Annotated in this window: 21 protein-coding genes; 11 read left to right on the top strand and 10 right to left on the bottom strand. The window is 61.7% G+C overall.

The features are described from left to right. Positions 1–13: 13 nt before the first annotated feature. Entirely contained in the window at positions 14–1,327 is a 1,314-nt protein-coding gene (locus tag B5E41_RS09645; RefSeq protein ID WP_088393068.1) for a sugar ABC transporter permease, read from the bottom strand. Positions 1,328–1,590: 263 nt separating this feature from the next. Next, the gene (gene xylF / locus B5E41_RS09650) at positions 1,591–2,631 is read right to left on the bottom strand and encodes a D-xylose ABC transporter substrate-binding protein (RefSeq protein ID WP_003581351.1); all 1,041 of its coding nucleotides are present in this window, start codon (positions 2,629–2,631) and stop codon (positions 1,591–1,593) included. A 273-nt stretch (positions 2,632–2,904) separates the two neighbouring features. On the opposite strand from xylF, the gene B5E41_RS09655 reads away from it, so the two are divergent. Then, positions 2,905–4,128, top strand: coding sequence for an ROK family transcriptional regulator (locus B5E41_RS09655; RefSeq protein WP_088393070.1), 1,224 nt, complete (start codon positions 2,905–2,907; stop codon positions 4,126–4,128). Positions 4,129–4,455: 327 nt separating this feature from the next. Here B5E41_RS09655 and iolG read toward each other — a convergent pair whose 3' ends face one another. Beyond that, the gene (iolG, locus tag B5E41_RS09660; RefSeq protein ID WP_088393072.1) at positions 4,456–5,448 is read right to left on the bottom strand and encodes an inositol 2-dehydrogenase; all 993 of its coding nucleotides are present in this window, start codon (positions 5,446–5,448) and stop codon (positions 4,456–4,458) included. A gap of 157 nt (positions 5,449–5,605) precedes the next feature. On the opposite strand from iolG, the gene B5E41_RS09665 reads away from it, so the two are divergent. Then, positions 5,606–5,884, top strand: coding sequence for a hypothetical protein (locus tag B5E41_RS09665; RefSeq protein WP_088393074.1), 279 nt, complete (start codon positions 5,606–5,608; stop codon positions 5,882–5,884). A 188-nt stretch (positions 5,885–6,072) separates the two neighbouring features. Here the strand turns inward: B5E41_RS09665 and B5E41_RS09670 are convergent, their stop codons facing one another. The 3 genes from B5E41_RS09670 to B5E41_RS09680 all read right to left on the bottom strand — a co-directional run bounded on the left by B5E41_RS09670 (position 6,073) and on the right by B5E41_RS09680 (position 8,799). Continuing rightward, the gene (locus tag B5E41_RS09670) at positions 6,073–6,936 is read right to left on the bottom strand and encodes a Hint domain-containing protein (RefSeq protein WP_088393075.1); all 864 of its coding nucleotides are present in this window, start codon (positions 6,934–6,936) and stop codon (positions 6,073–6,075) included. Between the two features lie 295 nt (positions 6,937–7,231). Beyond that, positions 7,232–7,693, bottom strand: coding sequence for a hypothetical protein (locus B5E41_RS09675; RefSeq protein ID WP_088393077.1), 462 nt, complete (start codon positions 7,691–7,693; stop codon positions 7,232–7,234). 98 nt (positions 7,694–7,791) lie between these two features. After that, positions 7,792–8,799: a LysR family transcriptional regulator gene (locus B5E41_RS09680; RefSeq protein WP_088393079.1), complete on the bottom strand. Its 1,008-nt coding sequence runs from the start codon at positions 8,797–8,799 to the stop codon at positions 7,792–7,794. A 271-nt stretch (positions 8,800–9,070) separates the two neighbouring features. On the opposite strand from B5E41_RS09680, the gene chvE reads away from it, so the two are divergent. The 8 genes from chvE to B5E41_RS09720 all read left to right on the top strand — a co-directional run bounded on the left by chvE (position 9,071) and on the right by B5E41_RS09720 (position 18,164). Continuing rightward, on the top strand, positions 9,071–10,135 hold the full coding sequence (chvE, locus tag B5E41_RS09685; RefSeq protein ID WP_011426401.1) for a multiple monosaccharide ABC transporter substrate-binding protein: 1,065 nt from the start codon (positions 9,071–9,073) through the stop codon (positions 10,133–10,135). Positions 10,136–10,231: 96 nt separating this feature from the next. Then, on the top strand, positions 10,232–11,770 hold the full coding sequence (gene mmsA, locus B5E41_RS09690) for a multiple monosaccharide ABC transporter ATP-binding protein (protein ID WP_088393081.1): 1,539 nt from the start codon (positions 10,232–10,234) through the stop codon (positions 11,768–11,770). Further along, positions 11,767–12,978: a multiple monosaccharide ABC transporter permease gene (gene mmsB, locus B5E41_RS09695; RefSeq protein WP_064811049.1), complete on the top strand. Its 1,212-nt coding sequence runs from the start codon at positions 11,767–11,769 to the stop codon at positions 12,976–12,978. The genes mmsA and mmsB overlap by 4 nt, the downstream gene beginning before the upstream one ends. 116 nt (positions 12,979–13,094) lie before the next feature. Further along, positions 13,095–14,090, top strand: coding sequence for an AraD1 family protein (araD1, locus tag B5E41_RS09700; RefSeq protein ID WP_088393083.1), 996 nt, complete (start codon positions 13,095–13,097; stop codon positions 14,088–14,090). A gap of 68 nt (positions 14,091–14,158) precedes the next feature. After that, positions 14,159–15,592, top strand: coding sequence for an aldehyde dehydrogenase family protein (locus B5E41_RS09705; RefSeq protein WP_088393085.1), 1,434 nt, complete (start codon positions 14,159–14,161; stop codon positions 15,590–15,592). A gap of 61 nt (positions 15,593–15,653) precedes the next feature. Further along, a complete protein-coding gene (gene araD / locus B5E41_RS09710) occupies positions 15,654–17,393 on the top strand; it encodes an L-arabinonate dehydratase (protein WP_088393087.1) in 1,740 nt (579 codons plus the stop codon). A gap of 121 nt (positions 17,394–17,514) precedes the next feature. Continuing rightward, positions 17,515–17,757: a type II toxin-antitoxin system Phd/YefM family antitoxin gene (locus tag B5E41_RS09715; protein ID WP_176439363.1), complete on the top strand. Its 243-nt coding sequence runs from the start codon at positions 17,515–17,517 to the stop codon at positions 17,755–17,757. After that, positions 17,754–18,164 carry a type II toxin-antitoxin system VapC family toxin gene (locus B5E41_RS09720; RefSeq protein WP_088393091.1) on the top strand — a complete coding sequence of 137 codons (411 nt, stop codon included), beginning with the start codon at positions 17,754–17,756 and terminating at the stop codon, positions 18,162–18,164. Before B5E41_RS09715 ends, B5E41_RS09720 begins: the two co-directional genes overlap by 4 nt. A 78-nt stretch (positions 18,165–18,242) precedes the next feature. Here B5E41_RS09720 and B5E41_RS09725 read toward each other — a convergent pair whose 3' ends face one another. The 3 genes from B5E41_RS09725 to B5E41_RS09735 are packed head-to-tail and all read right to left on the bottom strand — an operon-like array spanning position 18,243 to position 21,430. Then, complete coding sequence (locus tag B5E41_RS09725; protein WP_088393093.1) at positions 18,243–19,067, bottom strand: transglutaminase family protein; 825 nt, start codon at positions 19,065–19,067, stop codon at positions 18,243–18,245. 12 nt (positions 19,068–19,079) lie between these two features. Then, positions 19,080–20,021, bottom strand: coding sequence for an alpha-E domain-containing protein (locus B5E41_RS09730; RefSeq protein ID WP_020921998.1), 942 nt, complete (start codon positions 20,019–20,021; stop codon positions 19,080–19,082). After that, positions 20,021–21,430, bottom strand: a complete 1,410-nt coding sequence (locus B5E41_RS09735) for a circularly permuted type 2 ATP-grasp protein (protein ID WP_041678724.1) — start codon at positions 21,428–21,430, stop codon at positions 20,021–20,023. Before B5E41_RS09735 ends, B5E41_RS09730 begins: the two co-directional genes overlap by 1 nt. A gap of 533 nt (positions 21,431–21,963) precedes the next feature. On the opposite strand from B5E41_RS09735, the gene B5E41_RS09740 reads away from it, so the two are divergent. Continuing rightward, positions 21,964–22,863 carry a DMT family transporter gene (locus tag B5E41_RS09740; protein WP_088393263.1) on the top strand — a complete coding sequence of 300 codons (900 nt, stop codon included), beginning with the start codon at positions 21,964–21,966 and terminating at the stop codon, positions 22,861–22,863. Positions 22,864–22,996: 133 nt separating this feature from the next. Here B5E41_RS09740 and B5E41_RS09745 read toward each other — a convergent pair whose 3' ends face one another. Further along, positions 22,997–24,205 carry an MFS transporter gene (locus tag B5E41_RS09745; RefSeq protein WP_086082558.1) on the bottom strand — a complete coding sequence of 403 codons (1,209 nt, stop codon included), beginning with the start codon at positions 24,203–24,205 and terminating at the stop codon, positions 22,997–22,999. Positions 24,206–24,242: the final 37 nt, after the last annotated feature.

Genomic DNA, 24,242 nt, shown 5'->3' on the forward strand with positions numbered 1-24,242 from the left:
TCCGGAGCTCCTCTCACTTGGCACGGGCGCGGTAGACGGTGTCGAGCCAGACCGCCACGACAAGGACGGTGCCGACGACGACGCTCTGCAGCGGTGTGTCGACATGCGCCAGCACCATGCCGGATTGCAGCGACTGCATGACGAGCGCGCCGAGCATGGCGCCGGCGATGGTGCCGGTGCCGCCGGCCAGCGACGTCCCGCCGATGACGGCGGCGGCGATGGTGTAGAGCTCGTCGAGCGTGCCCTGCGAATTCGTCGCGGCGTTGAGACGGGCGGTGGAAATCGCCGCCGCAATGGCTGCGAGCACGCCCATCAGCGCGAAGATGCGCACCGTCACCCAGCGGGTCTTGATGCCGGCGAGTTCGGCCGCTTCAGGGTTGCCGCCGATCGCGAAGACATAACGGCCGAAGCGCAGGCGGGTGGCAATGAAGGTCATGATGATGCCGACGACGATGGCGATCAGCACCGGCACGGCGATGCCGTAGGGAATATCCAGACCGGTTTCCGGCCAGGGGATATTGTTGGTCTCGGCATATTTCTTGGCGATATTGATCGGCCAGTAATAGCTGTTGGCGATCGAGACGGCGCCGAGGATCAGCACGCAGCTCAAGGTCGCGAGGAAATACTCCGCCCAGATCGGCCGGCGCGGAAAGCCGAAGCGCCGGCGCTGATGGCGCGAGCCGATGATGCTGGCGATGACGAAGAGACAGGCGGCGATGCCGACGATCCAGCTCCAGGTGGCGCCGATCGAGCCCTCCGCGCCCCCGCCCATGATGCGGAAGGTCTGGTCCATGGGGGCAACCGTCTGGCCGCTGGTGACGAGCCAGGTCGCGCCGCGCCAGACGAGCAGGCCGCCGAGCGTGACGATGAAGGAGGGAACGTTCAGAAAGGCGATGATCATGCCTTGGAAGGTGCCGATCAGGCCGCCGGCGATGATGCCGATGATGAGCGTGATCACCCAGGTGAAGGGGCTGTCGTAGCCGATATATTCAGGCAGGATCTTTGCCTGCATCACGCCCATGATCATGCCGCAGAGGCCGAGCACGGAACCGACCGAAAGGTCGATGTTGCGGGTGACGATGATCAGCACCATGCCCGTCGTCATGATCGCGATGTCGGTCGTCTGGACCGAGAGGTTCCAGAGATTGCGCGGGGTCAGGAACAGGCCGCCGGTGATGATGTGGAAACCGATCCAGATGATGACGAGCGCGCCGATCATGCCGAGCAGGCGTGTGTCGATCTCGGTCGCGCGGAAGAAGCGGGTCACCGCATTGGCTTCCGCCGTTCGCGGCCCGCTCGAGGTCGTTGATTTTAGCATGTCGGCCATGGGTTTGCCGTTCCCCCATTCTTGTTTGGACGGGCGCGCCTGTGTGCTGGAGCTTGGCCAAAGGCGTCATTCGTCTGTCTTCAACTGACCATCGCGATGCTTCCGGAAGCCGGTCGCGTGGCGTCGCGACGCTCTTCCGGCAGGGAATGCAAGTCTGCGATGGTGCGGCGAGGCGGAGAAAACTTCGTCGTTGGAATTCCCGTCCGCATCCGGCGCCGCAACGGTATCCGCTGCGGCGCCGGTTATTCTAGTGCAAAGTTCGCTTACTTGCAGGCAGCAACCGTGCCGGCCTTGACGCCCTGGCAGGCTTCAGCCTTGGAAATCCAGCCGGCGTCGATGACGACGTTGAGGTTGTCCTTGGTGATGGCGAGCGGCTTCAGGAAGACAGACTGCATCTCCACGCCCTTCGGCCCGCCCTTGAAAGCCTGGGCGCCGTCGATCTTGCTCATGTCCTTGCCGCCGGCGAGGTCGAGAGCGATTTCAGCGGCGCGCTTGCCGAGTTCGCGGCTGTCCTTCCAGACGGAAACCGTCTGCGTGCCGAGCGCGATGCGGTTCAGCGCAGCCTTGTCGCCGTCCTGGCCGGAAACCGGAACGGAGCCGGCGAGGCCCTGGGCGTCGAGCGCCGCGATCGCGCCGCCGGCCGTGCCGTCGTTGGAGGCGACGACAGCGTCAACCTTGTTGTTGTTGGCGGTCAGGAACTGCTCCATGTTGCGCTGGGCGTTCTCCGGCAGCCAGCCGTCGGTATAGGCTTCGCCGACATTCTTGATCTTGCCGGCGTCGATCGCAGCCTTCAGCACTTCCTGCTGGCCGGAGAACAGGAAGTCGGCGTTCGGGTCGGAGGACGAGCCCTTGATGAAGACGTAGTTGCCTTCCGGCTTGGCCTTGAAGACGCCCTCGGCCTGCAGGCGGCCGACTTCCTTGTTGTCGAAGGTGATGTAGAAGGCCGCCGGGTTTTCGATCAGGCGGTCGTAGCCGACGACCGGAATGCCTTCGGCAGCGGCCTTTTCGATCGCCGGGCCGATGGCGTCGGAATCCTGGGCAAGGATGATCAGCGCGTTGGCGCCCTGCGAGATCAGCGATTCGACGTCGGTCAGCTGCTTGGCGGCCGAGGACTGCGCGTCAGCGGAAATATATTTGGCGCCCTTGGCTTCGAGAGCCTTCTTGATGGCGGCTTCGTCGGTCTTCCAACGCTCTTCCTGGAAATTCGACCAGGAAACGCCGACGACAAGATCGGCAGCCATGGCGGCAGTATGCACGGAAACGAGAATGGCAGCCCCTGCCATCAGTTTCAAAATAGACTTCATAAATTGTCCTCCCGAGTGAGTTGCGACCGGCCCAGCCCATGCTTCCTCCGGCCACCGCGAAAGCTGTCGAGATTTTTTTCTCGACAGTCGAGAAATTAACTGTCAGAGATTTTTTCAACTGTCAACTCTGCATCGCCGGCTTCATTGGCTTGCGCAAAAGCGACCGGGGATGCAGGGGAAGGTGAGGGCGATGAAGAGCATGATGCCGAAAAACCGTGAGCGGTTTTCGGGCGGCGTCGTGGTCTCACGAAACAGGAGGAGAGGGCGGCATCCATGCTGACCAAGTCGAGCACGGAGCTGGTCCGGCAGAGAAACAGCGTGCTCGTGCTGTCCGTGCTGCGCCGCCACGGTGCGCTCGCCCATACCGAAATATCCGATTTCACCGGCCTTTCCTCGGCCACCATTTCGGCGATCACCGCCGATCTGGAACGCGCCCAGATCATCGAAAAATCCGAGCAGCAGGCGGCAAGCGGCCGCGGCCGGCCGCGCGTACTTTTGCGCCAGCGGCGCGATTGCGGCTATCTGATCGTCGTCATCATCTCCTCGGATGCGGTCCAATATTCGCTTGTGGATTATGCCGGCAAGCTGATCGACCGTTTCAGCGAGGAGCGCTCGCATGATCCCTCGGGAGCTGGCCGCTTCGTGGAAGGCGTACGCGCCGGCCTTTCGCGCATCCTCGATCGCTCCCGCATTACCCAGGAAAAAGTCCTGCTGATTTCGATCAGCAGCAAGGGCCTGGTCGATTCCACCGAGCCGGTGCTTCTGTGGTCGCCGATCTTCGGCAGCGATCAGATCGATTTCGAATCGGCGCTCCGGCCGGATTGGCAGGCCAAGGTCATCCTCGATAACGAGACGCTGCTGGTCGCCGCCGCGCTCGGCGCCCGCGAGGAGATCGTCAAGGGCGCCGATTTCCGCTCGCTCGCCGCCCTCTCCCTCGGCCACAGCATCGGCCTCGGCATCGTCCGGCGGGGAAGGCAGACCGGGCAGGAGGTTTCGGCGCCGAATTTCGGCCACATGCTGCACATGGCGGGCGGCGGCCTCTGTCGCTGCGGCACGCGTGGCTGCATTGAAGCCTATGCCGGCTTCTACGCCATCCTGCGCAGCGCCTTCGAAGTGCCGCTCGACACGATCCCTGCCAAATTCGTCCCGGTCGCCGAACTCGACAAGATCGCCGCCCGCGCCCGCCAGGGCCACCGCACCTCCACCTTCGCCTTCCGCCAGGCGGGGCTGGCGCTCGGCAACGGCCTGTCGCGCATGCTGAGCCTTACCGAACGTATGCCGATCGCCATCACCGGCCCCGGCACCCGCTACTACGACCTGCTGCGCCAGGGCATCGAAGAGGGCCTCGGCCAGTCGCATATCGTGCGCATGGAAGGCATGCCGGAAATCCGCGTCGTCCCCGACGAACCCATCCTCGTCTTCGAAGGTCACCTCAACCGGGCACTGTCGGTGATCGATCAGGACATCGTGCTGTCGGGGGGGCAGGGCGGGGAGTAGGGGTTCCCCCTTCACCCCAGCGGGGAGAAGGTGCCCGAAGGGCGGATGAGGGGGCCACAACCGCCGACAGAGATTTCTTTAAGTCTCTGTCATAATACCGTTTTAGGCCTTGGAGCAGATGGTAGCTTGGGCCGGCCGGCCTTGTGTTCGCGGCCCGCTCATCCGACCCTTCGGGCCACCTTCTCCCCGCTGGGGCGAAGGGGACAGCACCGTCGAACTCTCCCTTTTCCCTGTGGCGAGGGGCCTTTTTGAGCCTACCCCACAAACGCAAAACGGCCGGGCAGAGCCCGGCCATCTCATGCACGACTTCCGGTCGGGAGAGGACCGTCAGCCGATCTTGATCAGCTTGCCTTCCTTGACCGACTGCACCGCTGCATCGGCAAGCGCCAGCGCTGCGAGACCATCGGCGCCCGACGGCGAGATCTTCGTGCCCTTTTCGATCGCGGCGATGAAGGCAGCGATCTCGTTGGCGTAGGCTTCGGTGTAGCGGGTCATGAAGAAGTCATGCAGCGGCGGGCGAGTGTAGCCGTCGCCGTTCGCCACTTCGATCGAGACCGGGCGCTGGTTTTCGGCTGCCGCCATGCCCTTGGAACCGTGCACTTCGATGCGCTGGTCGTAGCCATAGGTGGCGCGGCGGGAGTTGGAGATGACGGCCTGCTTGCCGGATTTGGTCTGCAGGATCACCGAGACGCTGTCATAATCGCCGGCTTCGCCGATCGCCTTGTCCACCAGCACGGCGGCGGTCGCCAGCACCGAGACCGGCTCTTCGCCGAGCAGGAAGCGGGCCATATCGAAATCGTGGATCGTCATGTCGCGGAAGATGCCGCCCGAGCGCTTGATGTAATCGACCGGCGGGGCGCCGGGGTCGCGCGAGGTGATCGTCACCATCTCGACATCGCCGATCTTGCCGTCGTCGATCACCTTGCGCACCGCCAGGAAATGCGGATCGAAGCGGCGGTTGAAGCCGACCATCAGCTTGGCGCCGGTCTCTTCCACCACCTTGATGCAGGCCTTGACACGGGCGACGTCGAGATCGATCGGTTTTTCGCAGAAGATCGCCTTGCCGGCGCGGGCGAAGCGCTCGATCAGGTCGGCATGGGTGTCCGTCGGCGTGCAGATAACGACGGCGTCGATGTCTTTGGCGGCTTCGATTGCCTCGATGGTGCGGACTTCGCAGCCATAGGCCGAAGCGATAGCTTCCGCCGCCTGCGGAAAGGCGTCCGCGACGGCGACCAGCGTCGCATTGGCGTCGCCGCTGACGGCCTTGGCGTGAACCTTGCCGATGCGGCCGGCGCCGAGCAGACCAAATCTTACAGTCATTCCAATCTCCCTTGAATTCGGAACAAATAAACCGAATTGCCAAAAATCTGAAATTTTCATTCCATCATCTTTGCGTCGCGTCAAGCCCGCGACTCTTTCACATTTGCAAGATTCAAACTAAAGGACAGTGCGATAAAATGCGACCGCGGGGACAGACATGCAACTGATCGATCCGAACCATCCGGCATACCAGCGCCTCTGGGTGCGTGTCGGCATCGTTGCCGTCTGCTTCGGCTGGGCCGCGGTCGAGATTATCGGCGGCGATCCCTTCTGGGCGGTGATCTCGGCGGCGGCCGGTGCCTATGCCTTCTATATGCTGTTCTGGACCTTCAAGCCGCAGGCGGCCGAGCCGGTTGTGCAGCCTGATGCCGAAGGAGAGGACGAAGCCGCCGAGACATCCGCGGAAAAGTCTTCGAAAGGCGGGCAGGCGGAATAATCAGCGGGCGATTCGCCGCAGCGCGTAGGCGACCGGCTAGCATCATCCGCTTGGTCTCAGCCCAATAATCGAAGCGCGCCACGCTCGTTCCGATGCGCGCCGCGCTTGACATCTTTGTTCGATATTATCGCAAGACCGGCGCACGGTTCCGCGTGCAGCGAGCCCGGTCTCCGCGCATTCCCGTCCTGTCAGAGTGACAATTCCCTAGCTTGCGCGTCGATCTTTTCACAGGCATTCCCGAAGGGATCGCGGATCGGTACCAGCGGCGAGACCCCGAGCAGGAGAAGCGCTTTCAAATGTGACCAGCCACCTCCGAGCAATGGCGCAAAGGGTGTCATCACATTGCGTTCCTCTCCATAGAGACGCTCGTACTCTGCAAAATTGCAGAAGTTCTCGTGATTGCTGGTCTGCAGGCGGAAGGACTCGGCCGCAGCACCTTCGGCTAGGATAACTTCGTGCGTATCGAGCATGACGGCATAGTAGTCGATCGATGCGTCGGCGGCGGGAGTGACCGGTGCGATCGTCGTGCCGTTCACGAGCTCCTTCACCTGGATCAGAATGCCGTCCAGGTACAGCGCATGGCCAGGCGACAGATAGAGATCCGAATGTGGGATGTGCCCGTCCAGTGCGTGGCGGCAAACCCGGATCGGCACGACGTCTTTTTGCCAGCGTGCGCCGCTCTTCTTGAAGCTTTGGCGGCCGACCCACTTGACCGTACGGGTGCTGCCGTCCGGAAGGGCAATGCGATCGCCGATGCTGAGATCCTCGACGGGCTTCTCACCGCCATCCGTCAGGATCGCCGTTCCCCGCAGGAAGCAATTTGCGCCGCTGCCGCCATGGCCTCCGCCTGAGCCACCGCTCCCGCCGGAACCTCCGTGTCCACCGGAGCCGCCCCGTCCCCAACGCCGACCCATCGCTTTGGCCGGAGAGGTGGAAATTGCCGTGGCCATGGCTGCCACGCCGGCGAGGCGAGCGCCGGCGGCTGCGGCTACACCTAGAAAATGTCTGCGCGCAGTGTTGCGTGGCCGTTTCGGATCTTCCGTAGATGACATGTGGGCGATCTCCTGAAAACATTTCAACCGCTCGATGCTACAATGTGTTGTGTCGCATTCAATTTCGCCAGTTAGCGCAGTGCCCTACTGAAAAGGAGGTAGGCATGGATTAGGGGGGGCCGAAATACGCTATGTCGGATACCAAAAAGCGGGAGGTTTATCTGCTACCGTAACGCGAAAGAATCGAACTGAGTACCTCAGGGAGCGGTTGAATGGCTGGAAAACGGCACATATAGCATGCGCTGACCGAGCCGGTTTGCGGCATAGCCTCGGAGCGTTTTCCCGCGTTCGAGATTCAGCTTTGCGGCAGGCGGCGCATCGCCTCGTCAATCAGCAGATTGGCGATCATCATGCGCCGGTTGGCATTGTCGCGAAAAGGCTCAGCGACGCCGTCAGGATGATTGGCCTTGGCAAATGTGCGCCGCTTCTCGTTCAGCGTCTGTTGGGTATCGGAGGCAGCGATCGCCAGTTCGACGGCGATCTCTTCCGGAGCAATGCGGGCGAGATGGTCCGGCATGACGGGTTCCGGCTCCGGCGGAAGAGCCTCCTCGGCCGCAGGCTCGCTGCCGAGATTGTCGAAATAAGCTTCGCCGATCCGCTGCGAGGTGACCGAAATGCCTTCCATGACGTCGAATGCGAGGCCGGTGGCAAGCCCGGATACGCGGTGGGCAGCCGGCGCGTGCGTCTGTTCGGCCGGTTCTTCCTCTGCCTTCAGCCGCTCGAGCACTGATTGAAATACCGATTGTCCGAACAGCATGCGCCTTCCTCTCGACGACATTAGATCTGGGCAAGATGGCGCAGAGCTTGCCGGTTAAATAGACAGAGCATGATCTCGCCCGAAAATCGCGTCGCGCTCTAGCCGCCCTGCCTGCCGCTCTCCTCGAGGATGATGTCGTAGAGCAGCTTGGCGCTCGGCGGCAGCGCCCGTTCTCTCGCCGTGATCAGGCTGTAGGGCTTGACGTTGATGTCGAAATCGATCGCCAGCATGCGCACATCGGACGCCTTGGCACCTTGGCTTGCGAGGAAATGGGCGACGTCGACGGCGACGGGGGCGATCGCATCGGTTTCGCAGACGATGGCGCAGGTGAGCAGCAGAGAGGAGGTATTGACGATGTTCTCCGGCAGCGCCACGCCGCGCGACAGGAAGATGTCTTCGATCGTGCGGCGCAGCAGCGTGCCCGGCGGCTGGAACACCCAGTCGTAATCCCTGACGTCGGAAAGACTGCTCGTCTTCTTTCTTTTGAGGAGCGGATGGCGGTTGCGCACGATCAGGCAGGCCCGTTCGATGCCGATCTCTTTCACCTCGAACAGGCGCGGGTTGAGGTCGTCGGGAATGCGGCCGATGATGAAGTCGTGGCGGGCGGCAAGCAGCTCGCGGGCGAGCACGTTGCTCGTCTCCACCTGGATGTTGATCTCGATGCCGGGATAGGCCTTGCGCACCCTGTTGATCGCCGGCACGACGAGGCTCATGGCCGGCGCCGTCACCGCGCCGATGAACACCGAACCGCCCTTGCCGCTCTTCAATTCGCCGATCTCGCGGCTCGCCTCGCGCAGCTCCAACAGGATCTTGCGGGCACGTCTGGCAAGGGCCGCGCCGAAGGTCGTCAGCACCACGCCGCGGGCGACGCGCTCATAGAGCGATGTCTTGGTGATCGCCTCCATTTCCGACAGCATGCGCGATGCGGCGGGCTGCGAGATGTTGAGAACTTCTGCAGCTGCGGAAATCTGTCCACTATCTTCGATTGCGACGATGATGCGCAGGTGATTCAGCTTAAGTCCCGAACGAAGAAAGCTGTCGTCGCCGAAATTGTCGCTGTGGATATCGACGTGATCCATCGAAATGGGCTCTGAAACGATCGTCATGGTTGCAGCCTCCCCACTGCGCTCCATCAAAAGTAATACTTTTTAACGATATACCAAAATTGTTATGCACATTACCACTTATTCTATTTGACAGTTATAGGAATCCATACCAGTTTGCCGCCGTGTGCTGGTTGGCACTCAACACGTGTGAGATCGTGGAGGAGACCTACTTCGTTTCTCACCATCTGAAGTAACTATCCAATACGGAACCTGCCACAGTTTCGGGGCGGGCGATTTTTCGTCCGCTGCTCTATTAACAAGGGAGAGAGAAATGAAATCCATTATCTCATTGATGGCTGCGGCTGCCTTCGGCGTCGCTTCGTTCGTTGCGCCGGCGATGGCCGCCGACAAGGGCACCGTCGGCATTGCAATGCCGACCAAGGCTTCGGCCCGCTGGATCGACGACGGCAACAACATCGTCAAGCAGCTGCAGGCTGCCGGTTACGGCACCGACCTGCAGTATGGCGACGACGACATTCCGAACCAGCTGTCGCAGATCGAAAACATGGTGACCAAGGGCGTCAAGGTCCTCGTCATCGCTTCGATCGACGGCACGACGCTTTCCGACGTTCTCCAGAAGGCACACGATGCCGGCATCAAGGTCATCGCTTATGACCGCCTGATCCGCGATTCGGCCAACGTCGACTACTACGCCACCTTCGACAACTTCCAGGTCGGCGTTCTCCAGGCCAACTCCATCGTTGACGGCCTCGGCCTCAAGGATGGCAAAGGCCCGTTCAACATCGAACTCTTCGGCGGTTCGCCGGACGACAACAACGCCTTCTTCTTCTATGATGGCGCAATGTCCGTCCTGCAGCCCTACATCGACTCGGGCAAGCTCGTCGTGAAGTCCGGCCAGACCGGCATGGACAAGGTCGGCACGCTGCGTTGGGATCCGGCAACGGCCCAGGCTCGCATGGACAATCTGCTCTCGGCAAACTACACCGACGCCAAGGTCGATGCCGTCCTGTCTCCCTATGACGGCCTCTCGATCGGCATCATCTCCTCGCTGAAGGGCGTTGGCTACGGTACGGCTGCTCAGCCGCTGCCGATCGTCACCGGCCAGGACGCTGAAATCCCGTCGGTCAAGTCGATCATTGCTGGCGAACAGCACTCGACGATCTTCAAGGACACCCGCGAACTCGCCAAGGTCACGGTTGCCATGGTCGATGCCGTCATGTCCGGCAAGGAGCCTGAGGTCAACGACACCAAGACCTACGACAACGGCGTCAAGGTCGTTCCGTCCTATCTGCTGAAGCCGGTTGCCGTCGACAAGACCAACTACAAGCAGATCCTGGTCGACAGCGGTTACTACACCGAAGACAAGCTGAAGTAAGTTAAGCTGGAGGCCGGAGCCTGCGCTTGCGGGTTCCGGCCTTCGATTTTATGATTACCCATCCATTGACGGGCTGGGGACGCTGGAACTTTGACTATGGACAATACCATCCTCGAAATGCGGAGCATCACCAAGACGTTCCCCGGCGTCAAGGCGCTGGAGAACGTGAACCTCAAGGTTCGCAAGGGTGAAATTCACGCATTGGTAGGCGAAAACGGGGCCGGCAAATCGACCCTGATGAAAGTGCTATCGGGTGTTTACCCCACCGGAAGTTATGACGGCGACATCGTCTATGAAGGCGAGACGCGTCACTTCAAGGCGCTGAGGGACTCCGAAGAAATCGGCATCGTCATCATCCACCAGGAACTGGCGCTTGTGCCGTTGCTGTCGATCGGCGAAAACATTTTCCTCGGCAACGAGAATGCCAAGAGCGGCGTCATCAGCTGGGACGAGACCTTCAACCGTACCAAGCAGCTGCTCAAGAAAGTCGGCCTGTCCGAATCTCCGAACACGCTGGTGACCGACATCGGCGTCGGCAAGCAGCAGCTCGTCGAGATCGCCAAGGCGCTGTCGAAGAGCGTCAAGCTGCTCATCCTAGACGAGCCGACGGCGTCGCTCAACGAAAGCGATTCCGATGCGCTGCTCACCCTGCTGATGGAGTTCCGCAAGCAGGGCATCACCTCCATCATCATTTCACACAAGCTGAACGAGATCCGTAAGGTCGCAGACCAGATCACCGTCCTGCGCGACGGCATGACCGTCAAGACACTCGACTGTCACGCCGACGAGATCAGCGAAGACATCATCATCCGCAACATGGTCGGCCGCGATCTCGAAGACCGCTATCCCCCGCGTTCGGTACCGATCGGCGAAACCATTCTCGAAGTGAAGAACTGGAACGCCTATCACCAGCAGCACCGCGACCGTCAGGTCCTGCACAATATCAACGTCACCGTCCGCAAGGGTGAAGTCGTCGGTATCGCCGGGCTGATGGGGGCAGGGCGCACCGAATTCGCCATGAGCCTGTTCGGCAAGTCCTATGGCCACAAGGTCTCGGGCGAGGCGCTGATGCACGGCAAGCCGGTCGACGTCAGCACCGTGCGCAAGGCGATCGACGCCGGTCTCGCCTACGTCACCGAAGACCGCAAGCAGCTCGGCCTCGTGCTCAACGACACGATCCTGCACAACACGACGCTCGTCAATCTGAAGGCGGTGTCGAATGCCTCGGTGATCGACAGCGTCAAGGAATCGCGGGTTGCGACCGATTATCGCTCGAAGCTGCGCATCCGCTCCTCCAGCATCTTCCAGGAAACGGTCAATCTTTCCGGCGGCAACCAGCAGAAGGTGGTGCTGTCGAAGTGGCTGTTCTCCGGCCCCGATGTCCTGATCCTGGACGAGCCGACGCGCGGCATCGATGTCGGCGCGAAATACGAAATCTATACCATCATCAACCAGCTTGCCGCCGATGGAAAGGGCGTTCTGATGATCTCGTCGGAAATGCCCGAACTGCTTGGCACTTGTGACCGCATCTACGTGATGAACGAGGGACGCATCGTCGCTGAACTGCCGAAGGGAGAAGCAAGCCAGGAAACCATCATGCGCGCTATCATGCGCTCAGGGGAGAAGAAACAATGACGCCGATCAATCAACCCATCGCTGAGCAGGGGCGTGTCGTCTCGATCGGAGACTATATCCGCGGCAACATCCGCGAATACGGCATGTTCATCGCACTCATCGCGATCATGGTGTTCTTCCAGTTCTCGACCGGTGGCGTTCTCTTCAGGCCGCTCAACCTGACCAACATCATTCTGCAGAACTCCTTCATCGTCATCATGGCGCTCGGCATGCTGCTGGTCATCGTTGCCGGCCATATCGATCTGTCGGTCGGCTCCGTCGTCGGCTTCATCGGCGCCATCGCCGGCGTGATGACGGTGCAGTGGCATACCAACTATGTCCTGGCGGGTGTCGTGTGTCTTGCTCTCGGCGCGGTCGTTGGCGGCGTTCAGGGCTATTTCGTCGCCTATCACAAGATCCCGTCCTTCATCGTCACGCTTGCCGGCATGCTGGTCTTCCGCGGCTTGACGCTGTTCGTGATGACGGCATCGGGCACCGGCACCAGCATCGGTCCGTTCCCGCCGGAGTTCCAGCTGATCAGCATCGGCTTCCTGCCCAACCTTGTCGATATGGGCGGCATCAACTCGACCTCGATCATCCTGACGGTCGTCGGCGCCGTGACCCTCTTCTATCTGGCGTGGCGCAAGCGCCTGTCGAACGAGAAGCATGGCAACGACGTCGAGCCGATGGGCTTCTTCCTTGCCCAGAACATCATAGTCTCGCTCGCCATCCTGGGGCTCGGCTATCAGCTGTCGATTTATCGCGGCTTCCCGAACGTGCTTGTCGTCATGCTCGTCCTCGTCGCTGCCTATGCCTTCATTACCCGTCGCACGACGATCGGCCGGCGCATCTACGCCATGGGCGGCAACGAGAAGGCCACCAAGCTTTCCGGCATCAATACCGAGCGGCTGACCTTCCTGACCTTTGCAAATATGGGTCTGCTTGCGGGTCTCGCTGGTCTCATCGTGGCGCTGCGCCTCAACTCGGCGACGGCCAAGGGCGGTTTCGGTCTCGAGCTCGACGTGATCGCCGCCTGCTTCATCGGCGGCGCATCGGCCCAGGGCGGCGTCGGCAAGGTGACGGGAGCGGTGATCGGCGCGCTTATCATGGGTATCATGAACAACGGCATGTCGATCCACGGTCTCGGCACAGACTCGCAGCAGATGGTCAAGGGTGCGGTGCTTCTCGCCGCCGTGTTCTTCGACGTCTACAACAAGAACAAGGGCTGAGCGCGTCAGCGCCAGCCCCGGCATTCGCAGTCATATGAAAGTTGGATTCCGGCTCCTGATGGAGCCGGGCAGGCGGAGCTTTTTCTGTCTTCGCCGGAACGAGAAGGATCGAAGTCGTGCTTATTTCCCAGATCAAGGGTGCCAACGGAGAGATCATCGTCGCCGTGCGCGAGCAGGGCGGCGCGGCAAGGTCGGTCAAGAATGCCGGCAGCGTCTATGCGCTGGCGATGGAAGCCGCCGACGGCGGCAAGTCGCTGGCCGCGGTCATCGAGGCCCATGGCTACGGCGACGCCGTCGATCTCGATAAAGCCTATGCGGAAGGCCGCTTCCTGCCGCCGATCACCCATCCCGACGCCGCCCACCTGCATCTGACCGGCACCGGGCTGACGCATCTCGGCTCAGCCGCCACCCGCGATTCCATGCACAAGAAGACCAGCGAGGCGGCCGAGGAAACGCTGACCGACTCGATGAAGATGTTCAAGATGGGCCTTGAGAACGGCAAGCCGAAATCAGGCGAAAAGGGCGTGCAGCCCGAGTGGTTCTACAAGGGCAACGGCTATGGCGCCGCCGCCCCCGGCGCGCCGCTCGTCTCGCCCTCCTTCGCCCTCGACGGTGGCGAAGAGCCCGAAATGGCCGGCATTTACGTCATCGCCAAGGACGGCTCGCCGTTCCGCATCGGCTTTGCCCTGTCGAACGAGTTTTCGGACCACGTCACCGAACGGATGAACTATCTCTATCTGGCCCACTCGAAACTGCGCCCGGCCGCCTATGGTCCGGAAATCCGCATCGGCGCGCCGCCGGAAGATATTCGTGGCACCTCGCGCATCAAGCGCGGCGACAAGGTGATCTTCGAAAAGCCCTTCCTGTCGGGGGAGGCGAACATGTCGCACACCTTCGCGAATCTCGAATATCACCATTTCAAATATGGCCTCTTCCGTGTTCCGGGCGATGTTCATGTCCATATGTTCGGCACCGCGACCCTCTCCTTCGCCGACGGCATCAAGACCGAAGAGGACGACGTCTTCGAAATTGAAGTCGCCGAGTTCGGCCTGCCGCTGCGCAACCCGCTGAAGGTGGCCGCCGAGGAAGAGATTTCCGTCAAGCAGCTCTGATTTTCGAGGCCTGGCTGCGTCCGCGACCGGGCCGTGTTTGTAAACGGTAAAGGAGGCTTGTTCAGCCCATGACCATTTATCAAAACCTGATCGCCGGCGAATGGGTCGGCACGAACGCGACGAAGAACATCAACCCGTCGGATACGAACGAAGTCGTCGGCCTTTATGCCGATGGCAGCGCTGAGGATACGAGAAACGCCATCGCCGCCGCCAAGGCCGCCTTTCCGGCCTGGTCGCGCTCGGGCATCTGGGAACGCCATGTCATCCTGAAGAAGACCGGCGACGAGATCATGGCCCGCAAGGACGAGCTCGGCGCGCTGCTTGCCCGCGAAGAGGGCAAGACCCTGCCGGAAGCGACCGGCGAAGTCATCCGCGCCTCGCAGATCTTCGAATTCTTCGCAGGCGAAGCCCTGCGGCTCGCCGGCGAGGTCATCCCGTCGGTTCGCCCGAACATCGGCGTCGAGATCACCCGCGAAGCGCTCGGCGTTATCGGCATCATCACGCCGTGGAACTTTCCGATCGCCATTCCGGCCTGGAAGATCGCGCCGGCGCTTTGCTACGGCAACACCATCGTCTTCAAGCCGGCCGAGCTGGTGCCGGCCTGCTCCTGGGCGATCGTCGATATCCTCAATAGGGCAGGGCTGCCGAAGGGCGTTCTGAACCTCGTCATGGGCAAGGGATCGGTCGTCGGCCAGGCCATGCTGGAAAGCCCCGACGTTCACGGCATTACCTTTACCGGTTCCACCGGCACCGGCCGGCGCGTCGCTGCCGCCTCCATCGAGCATAACCGCAAGTTCCAGCTGGAGATGGGCGGCAAGAATCCGATGGTCGTGCTCGACGATGCCGATCTTTCCGTCGCCGTCGAAGCTGCCGCCAATTCCGGCTTCTTCTCCACCGGCCAGCGCTGCACGGCCTCGTCGCGCCTGATCGTCACCGAAGGCATTCACGACAAGTTCGTGGCGGCGCTGACCGACAAGCTGAAGACGCTCGTCGTCGACAATGCGCTCAAGGCCGGCACCCATATCGGCCCCGTTGTCGACGAACGGCAGCTGAAGACCGATACCGACTATATCGAGATCGGCAAAAAGGAAGGCGCCAAGCTCGCCTTCGGCGGCGAGGTCATCTCGCGCGAAACGCCCGGCTTCTATCTGCAGCCGACGCTGTTTACCGAAGCGACCAACCAGATGCGCATTTCGCGCGAGGAAATCTTCGGACCCGTCGTCTCGGTGATCCGCGCGAAGGATTACGACGAGGCGCTTGCCCTTGCCAATGACACGCCCTTCGGCCTTTCTGCCGGCATCGCCACGACCAGCCTGAAACACGCGACGCATTTCAAGCGCAATTCGGAAGCCGGCATGGTCATGGTCAACCTGCCGACGGCCGGCGTCGATTTCCACGTTCCGTTCGGCGGCCGCAAGGGGTCGTCCTATGGCCCGCGTGAGCAGGGCAAGTATGCGAGCGAATTCTTTACTGTGGTCAAGACAGCCTACACGCTGGCTTGAGACATATCCGATGACCCGGGCCGTACGAGGCGGCCCGGCAATCACCTGAAGGACAGAGATTATGAAGAAGAAAGCGGAATGGCCGCGCAGGCTGAGGTCGCAGGAATGGTACGGCGGCACGAGCCGCGACGTGATTTATCATCGCGGCTGGCTTAAGAACCAGGGTTATCCGCACGACCTGTTCGACGGACGGCCTGTCATCGGGATCCTCAACACCTGGTCGGATATGACCCCCTGCAACGGTCATCTCAGAGAGCTCGCCGAGAAGGTGAAGGCGGGTGTCTGGGAGGCCGGCGGCTTCCCGCTCGAGGTGCCGGTATTCTCGGCATCGGAAAACACCTTCCGTCCGACCGCGATGATGTACCGCAACCTTGCCGCGCTGGCGGTAGAAGAAGCGATCCGCGGCCAGCCGATGGATGGCTGCGTGCTGCTCGTCGGCTGCGACAAGACCACGCCGTCGCTGCTGATGGGTGCGGCCTCCTGCGACCTACCGTCGATCGTCGTCACCGGCGGACCGATGCTGAACGGCTATTTCCGCGGCGAGCGCGTCGGCTCCGGCACGCATCTGTGGAAGTTCTCCGAAATGGTGAAGGCCGGCGAGATGACGCAGGCCGAGTTCCTCGAAGCCGAAGCTTCGATGAGCCGCTCGTCGGGCACCTGCAACACCATGGGCACGGCCTCGACGATGGCGTCGATGGCCGAGGCGCTCGGCATGGCGCTGTCAGGCAATGCCGCGATCCCCGGCGTCGATTCCCGCCGCAAGGTCATGGCGCAGCTCACCGGCCGCCGTATCGTGCAGATGGTCAAGGACGATCTGAAGCCCTCGGAGATCATGACGAAGCAGGCCTTCGAGAACGCCATCCGCACCAATGCGGCGATCGGCGGATCGACCAATGCCGTCATCCACCTGCTCGCCATTGCCGGCCGCGTCGGCATCGATCTTTCGCTCGACGACTGGGACCGCTGCGGCCGCGACGTGCCGACCATCGTCAACCTGATGCCGTCGGGCAAATACCTGATGGAAGAATTCTTCTATGCCGGCGGCCTGCCTGTCGTGCTGAAGCGCCTCGGCGAAGCCGGCCTGCTGCACAAGGACGCGCTGACAGTGTCCGGCGAAACTGTCTGGGACGAGGTCAAGGACGTCGTCAACTGGAACGAGGACGTGATCCTGCCGGCCGAAAAGGCGCTGACCTCTTCCGGCGGCATTGTCGTGCTGCGCGGCAACCTCGCGCCCAAGGGCGCGGTGTTGAAGCCTTCGGCTGCTTCGCCGCATCTGCTGGTGCACCGGGGCAGGGCGGTCGTGTTCGAGGACATCGACGATTACAAGGCAAAGATCAACGACGACAATCTCGACATCGACGAGAACTGCGTCATGGTGATGAAAAACTGCGGGCCGAAGGGCTATCCCGGCATGGCCGAAGTCGGCAATATGGGCCTGCCGCCGAAGGTGCTGAAGAAGGGCATCCTCGACATGGTGCGTATATCAGACGCCCGCATGTCCGGAACGGCCTATGGCACGGTGGTGCTGCACACCTCGCCTGAAGCGGCGGTCGGCGGCCCGCTCGCGGTCGTGAAAACCGGCGACATGATCGAGCTCGACGTGCCGAACCGTCGCCTGCATCTCGACATCTCCGACGAGGAACTGGCGCGCCGTCTTGCCGAATGGCAGCCGAACCACGATCTGCCGACGTCGGGCTACGCCTACCTGCACCAGCAGCACGTCGAAGGCGCCGACACCGGCGCCGACCTCGACTTCCTCAAGGGATGTCGCGGAAGCGCAGTCGGCAAGGACAGCCACTGAGCAAGGATGCATCCGAGATTGGGATCATTGAAAAGGCGGGGTGAGAGCCCGCTTTTTCTTTTGCCCTTGTTCGATACCGATATGGTATTATATCTTGTACAAGTGTACAGGAGATATGGTCATGTCCAAGGTCATCGGCGCGGCGGAGTTCAAGGCGAAATGCCTGAACCTGATCGATCAGATGCGGAACGACGATCAATCGATCGTCATCACCAAGCGGGGCAAACCGGTAGCGGTGCTGTCGCCGGCACCTGACACCGGCAGCCGCAAGAGCATCATCGGCGCGATGAAGGGGAGCGTCATGCGCTATGACGATCCGCTGTCTCCGGTCGTTGAACCGGAAGATTGGGACGCCCTCCGTTGATCGTCATCGATACGCATATTCTCGTCTGGGCAATGCAGGACGATGCCCGTCTTGGCGCGCAAGCCCGTCGCATCATCGACGAGATGACTGGGAAAAGCCGGATACTGGTGTCGGCAATCACACCCTGGGAGATCGCGATGCTGGTGCAGAAGGGGCGCCTGGCGCTTGGCGACGACGTCGGGCGATGGATCGATGGTGCGCTGTCGCTGGCCGGACTCCAGCTTGCGCCGATCGAGCCCTCCATCGCCGTAGACAGCGTTCGGCTCCCCGGCGAATTTCATGCCGACCCCGCCGACCGCATCATCGTGGCCACGGCCCGTTTCCATCGTGTGCCGCTGCTTACGGCCGATCAGGCGATCCTCAGCTACGGCGCGCGCGGCCACCTGCAGGCTCTTGCCGCAGGCTAGAATAGCTGGTCGCGACTTGGCTGTGCGAAAAGCGCCATGCGGCGTTCGTCCGTCATGTTCGAAAAGCGTGCAGAGCCCTCAGCTCTGGCTCTGGCTTTGCATCTGTCCGCCGTTCTCGACCTTGACGGTCACCGACAGTGTTTCACCCGGCGTGCCGATGCGCATGCCGGAGATCGGCGCCGCGTCGCGGTAGCAGAGGCCGGAGGCGATCCTGACGTAGCGGGCATCCGGGCAGATCTCGTTGGCCGGATCGAAGCCGACCCAGCCGAGGCCGGGAATATGGGCCTCTGCCCAGGCATGGGTCGCCGCCTGCTCGATCTTTTCCTCCATCATCAGATAGCCGGAGACGTAACGAGCGGGGACCTGCAGGGCGCGGGCGGCGGACACGAAGATATGCGCGTGGTCCTGGCAGACGCCGCTCTTCTTCTCCAGCGCCTGTTCGGCCGTCGTCGCGGCGTTGCTGGTGCCGGGCTTATAGTCGACCGTCTCATGGATTGCCGCCATCAGCGCATGCATGCGGGCAAGCTCGTTGTCGCCGCCGACGCTCTTGACGAGTTCCTTGATGAGCTTGCCGCCCTTGGTCAGCGGCGTCTCGCGCAGGAAGAGCCAAAGCGGGCAGAAGCCGGTGTGCTGGCCGGTGACGCCGTTATTGTCCACCGTCTCGACCTCGCCTTCGGCCAGGATCCGCGTCATGTGTTGCGCGCCTTCCAGCGAGACCAGATTGACATGGTTGCCGTACTGGTCGTCATACTCCACCTCGGGCGTGGCGCCCTCGACGTTCAACGACCATCCAAGCACCTTCTGAGCAACTGATGACGGCGGCGTCAGCCTGAGGCGCTGCAGCGAGAACTGCGCCGGTTCGTCGTAGCGGTATTCGGTGAGGTGGCTGATCTTCAGTCTCATGGTCTGATCCGCTTAAACGTAGAACCGGTAGCCGTCGGAAATCTCCGCGCCGAGCTGGTTGTTGCGCGAGACGAAGTCTTCCAGGAATTCGTGCAGCCCCTGATCCATGATGTCGCGGATCGCCCGCGTCTGCAGCGTGGTGCGGATCGCGTCGGCAGTGTCGTGAGCGGGAAGCCGCTCCTCGTAATCCTGGGCGAGATAGCCGAGATTGCTGACGATCTTCTCGTAGCAATAGGCGAGTGAGCGCGGCATCTGCACATTCAGGGTCAGGAAGTCGGCAATATTCATCGCTCGGTATTCGCCGTCATAGGCCCAGCTATAGGCGCGGTGCGCGGAGACCGAACGCAGGATCGATTCCCACTGCACATTGTCGAGCGACGAGCCGACCGCCGAAACCGAGGGCAGCAGCACGTAATACTTCACGTCGAGAATGCGGCTGGTATTATCGGCCCGCTCGATGAAGGTGCCGATGCGAGCGAAGTTATAGAGCTCGTTGCGCAGCGTCGAGCCGTGGAAGGCGCCGCGGATTAGGCCGGCCCGACGCTTGATGACGTCGATCACCTCAGGCAGGTCGGCGGCCTTCACACGCTTTTCAAGCAGCGACTTCAGGTCGATCCAGCATTCGTTGGTCGCCTCCCAGGTCTCGCGCGTCAGCGCGGTGCGTACCATGCGGGCATTGTTGCGGCCGGAGTCGATGCAGGACATCACGCTCGACGGGTTAGAGCGATCGCGCAGGAGATAATCGATCGCATCGGCATTGGTCAGCTTGGCGTGGCCCTCGTCGTAGGCCTCGCGCACGCCGGCACTTTGCAGCACCCCGTCCCAGTTGTCGTCGCCGGCGCTGCTGCGGGTGAGCGACATGCGCAGCCCCGCATCGACCAGACGGGCGATATTTTCGGCGCGCTCGATGTAACGGAACATCCAGTAGAGGCCGTTTGCGGTTCTTCCGAGCATCAGTCCTCCAATACCCAGGTGTCTTTGGTGCCGCCGCCCTGGCTCGAATTGACCACCAGCGAGCCCTGTTTCAGGGCCACGCGGGTGAGCCCGCCCGGAATGATCTGAACCTTGTCGGAGACGAGCACATAGGGGCGAAGGTCGACATGGCGCGGCGCGATCCCCTTATTGACGAGGATCGGCACGGTGGAGAGCGACAGCGTCGGCTGGGCGATGTAATTGTTCGGCTTGGCCTTCAGCTTCTCGGCGAAATCGGCGCGCTCCTTTTTCGATGCCGTCGGGCCGACCAGCATGCCGTAGCCGCCGGAGCCGTGCACTTCCTTGACGACCAGCTCTTCCAGGTGCTCCAGCACGTATTTCAGACTTGATGCTTCCGAGCAGCGCCAGGTCGGGACGTTTTCGAGCAGCGCCTTGCGGCCGGTATAGAATTCGACGATCTCCGGCATATAAGAATAGATCGCCTTGTCGTCCGATATGCCGGTGCCCGGCGCATTGGCGATGGTGATGTTGCCGGAGCGGTAGACATCCATGATGCCGGGAATGCCGAGGGCGGAATCGGCCCGGAATGTCAGCGGATCGAGGAAATCGTCGTCGACGCGGCGGTAGAGCACGTCGATCGCCTCGTAGCCGCGGGTCGTGCGCATCTTCACCTTGCCGTCGATGACGCGCAGATCCGAACCCTCGACCAGTTCGACGCCCATCATGTCGGCCAGGAAGGAGTGTTCGTAATAGGCTGAATTGTAGATGCCCGGGGTCAGCACCGCGACGCGCGGCTTGCCGGTGCAGCCGGGAGGAGCAAGCGACGCAAGGCTCTGGCGCAAGAGATAGGGATAGTCCTCGACGCGCTGCACCTTGTTCTCGTGGAAGAGCTCCGGGAACATCTGCATCATGGTTTCCCGGTTTTCCAGCATGTAACTGACACCGGAAGGCGTGCGGGCATTGTCCTCCAGCACGTAAAACTGGTCTTCGCCTGTTCGTACGATGTCGGTGCCGACGATATGGGTGTAGACGCCGCCAGGCGGGCGGAAGCCGATCATCTCGGACAGAAAGGCGACATTGTTTTCGATCAGTTCGCGCGGGATGCGGCCGGCGCGGATGATCTCCTGCTTGTGATAGATATCATCCAGAAAGGCGTTGAGCGCGATTACCCGCTGCTCGATACCCTGGGCCAGCTTGCGCCATTCGCGGGCGGAGATGATGCGGGGAATGATGTCGAAGGGGATGAGCTTTTCGGAGCTATCGGCGTGGCCGTAAACGGCGAAGGTGATGCCGGTCTTCCTGAAGATATTTTCCGCGTCGCGGGACTTGGCAATCAGATGCGACCGGTCTTGGCTGTTGTACCACTCGAAATATTTTTCATAAGGCGGGCGGGGGCTCTCGTCCCCGGTAATCATTTCATCAAATGCCAAAGGTGCGGCTCCCCTTTTTTGTTCATTTGAATACAACGCAAATTGCAATGCAAGAACCATGCGCAGTTCGAGGGAAAGATTTTGCGGTGCGGGAAAGATGGGGATTTTCGGGCAGTTGAGCCGAGGTGGCGCGGGGTGGTGGACGGTTGTTCTGTAAAAACTGCGTAAAATCTGAGCAGGTGATGGTTTTTCGTTCGGCCTTGGGAGGAGGCGCGGCCTCTCCGCTTTGCTCTCTCATTCCCGGCCTATCACAGGAAGCCAGCCACGGCGCGTCTACGCCGTGAATGACTTCTACGGTGACGAGAGTCTCTTGCGCCCAAGGACTTGGGCGCGCTGGATCCCTGTGACGAGAACAGGGATGAGGGTGGAGGGGGAGGGCTCGGCGACCCTTCCACCCGTATGCACAGTGTCGAGGTGCCGACCGTTGTCCCCAACCATCAACGAAATTTCAGATAAGTATCAACGCTTCGCCTTTGACCGCGGCCTTCGGGTGCGGCTATCAGCACGGCGATCTCTTTCTGCCGAGCAGCCCCATGTCCCTCGACCGCTTTGCCCCTGCCGTTTTCGTCCTGCTCTGGTCCACGGGCTGGGTGGTGGCGAAATTTGCGGCGCTACATTCCGAACCCTTTACCTTTCTTTCGATACGTTATGCGCTGTCGGCCCTGGCCTTCCTGGCCTTTTGCCTGGTGGCCAAGGCGCAATGGCCGAAGAGTCGGGCGACGGTGCTTCGGGCCATCTATTCCGGTTTTTTCCTGCACGGCTTCTATCTCGCCGGCCTCTGGTGGGCGATCGCCAACGGCGTGCCGGCTGGTATATCGGGCATCATCGCGGCACTGCAGCCGCTGCTGACGGCGATGGCGGCTCCCTTCCTCGTCGGCGAGCGGTTGCAGAAGACCCAGCAGCTCGGTCTCGCCCTCGGCTTCATCGGCATTGCTATCGCGATTTCGCCGAAGCTCTTCGATCCGGCGATGGCCGATCTCAGCCATGCCGCGCTGCCCCTGGCGATCAACCTCATCGCCATGGGCTCCGTCACCTACGGCACGCTTTATCAGAAGAAACACCTGCAATCCGGTGACCTCAGGACCATCGCGACGCTGCAATATGTCGCCGCTCTCATCCTCACCCTGCCGCTGTCGCTGATTTTCGAACACCAGCATTTCGACGGCACCGCGCAGGCCTACGGCGCGCTTCTCTGGTCGGTCTTCGGCCTGTCGATGGGCGGTGTCGGGCTGCTGCTTTACCTCATCCGCCGCGGGCAGGTCTCGCGCGCCGCCTCGCTGATCTACCTGATGCCGCCGGCCGTCGCGCTCGAAGCCTTCATCGCGTTCGGGGAGCGGCTGACGCTGCCGTTGATTCTGGGCACGGTGATCGTCGTGACAGGCGTATATATGACAAACCGCAGGGTCGTTCAGCAGGCGCAGGCGAGCGTATAGGCTGATGGCTGCGCCAATGTCGAACAACCGAATGGCCTGAACCTCAACTGACCGAGGTCGTCGGCGATTGCCGACGACCTCATATCCAGGGTGCCGTAGGGCGCTAATCGGCCCATCAAGCAGGAAGCAACGATCAGTTGCGGGGCTGCAGCAGCGCCAAGGCAACTGTCGACCCAGCCAGGAGAGCCGTAAGAGTCAATGGTCCCGCAGCGCCGTAGTGGTCGACGATGTAGCCGCCAAAAACCGCGCCGATACTGATGGCCACCTGAAAAGAGACGACCATCAGGCTACCCGCCGCCTCCAAAGCGTCGGGGGCCGCGCGGGAAAGATTGGTCGGCAGCACTACCGGCGCCATGCCGAAGGCAAAGCCCCAAAGCGTGACGAGCGCAAACGCAACGCCGGTGTGAGCGCCCCAAAGCACCAGAGCAAGTGCGGCAAACGCCATCAATACCGCCGTGACAGCCAGCGCTATGCGGATGCTCGCGTCGGCCATCCGGCCGCCGGCAACATTGCCGATCACGGAGGCGATGCCAAACCCGAGCAGCGCCAGGGCGATCGATCTGGTCTCAAGGAGCGTCACTTGTTCGAGGAAGGGACGCACATAAACCGATCCGGCAAAATGCCCGGTCATCAGCAAAAGGATGGCAAGCATTCCCAGTTGAATGCCGCCCCGTCGTGTCAGCCGGAAAACATCAGCGAGACTGTTGCTTGTGCTTGCAGGGAGTGTCGGCAGGCTGAGCAGCTGCAGCAGCATGGCAAGCGCGGCAAGCCCGGCTGTCATCGCCATGGCGCTGCGCCATCCCAGCCAATCGCTGATCAAAGCACCCATTGATGGTGCAGCTATCGTGGCGAGCGAAACGCCGAGGGTGACGATAGCCATGCCCCGACCTGTCGCGTTGGCGCCGACCAGCCTCGCCACGACGGCCACTGAAAGCGCCCAAAAGCCGCTGAGCGCGATGCCCAAGCCGGCCCGGCCCAACAACAACAGCCAAAAATCGGTCGCCAACGATGCAAGAATATTGGAGCCGACCGCCAACGCACTGAGACCGACCAGCACTGCCTTGCGGTTCAGTCTGCCGATGAGAACATTGCTCAGCAGGGCCGCCACGGCGCCGACGGAAGCAGTGGCGGTGACGACCTGTCCGGCCGTTCCCTCGGAAATGCCGAGATCACGCGCCATTGGCGTCAACAGGCCTGCCGGCAGGAACTCAGCAGATACCAGTGCAAAGCTGGTGGCCGCCATCGAAAGAACGGCAAACCAGGTCGCTGCGCTCCACGCGGATGATTCGGCCGTCTCCAGGCCAATTGCGGCCCCGTCGAATTGTGATGTTGTGTCCGTCATTGAAGGATCTCCTATGTTCGGAGACTTCATAGACGAA

The sequence above is a fragment of the Rhizobium esperanzae genome, assembly GCF_002204185.1.
GTDB classification, from domain to species: domain Bacteria; phylum Pseudomonadota; class Alphaproteobacteria; order Rhizobiales; family Rhizobiaceae; genus Rhizobium; species Rhizobium esperanzae.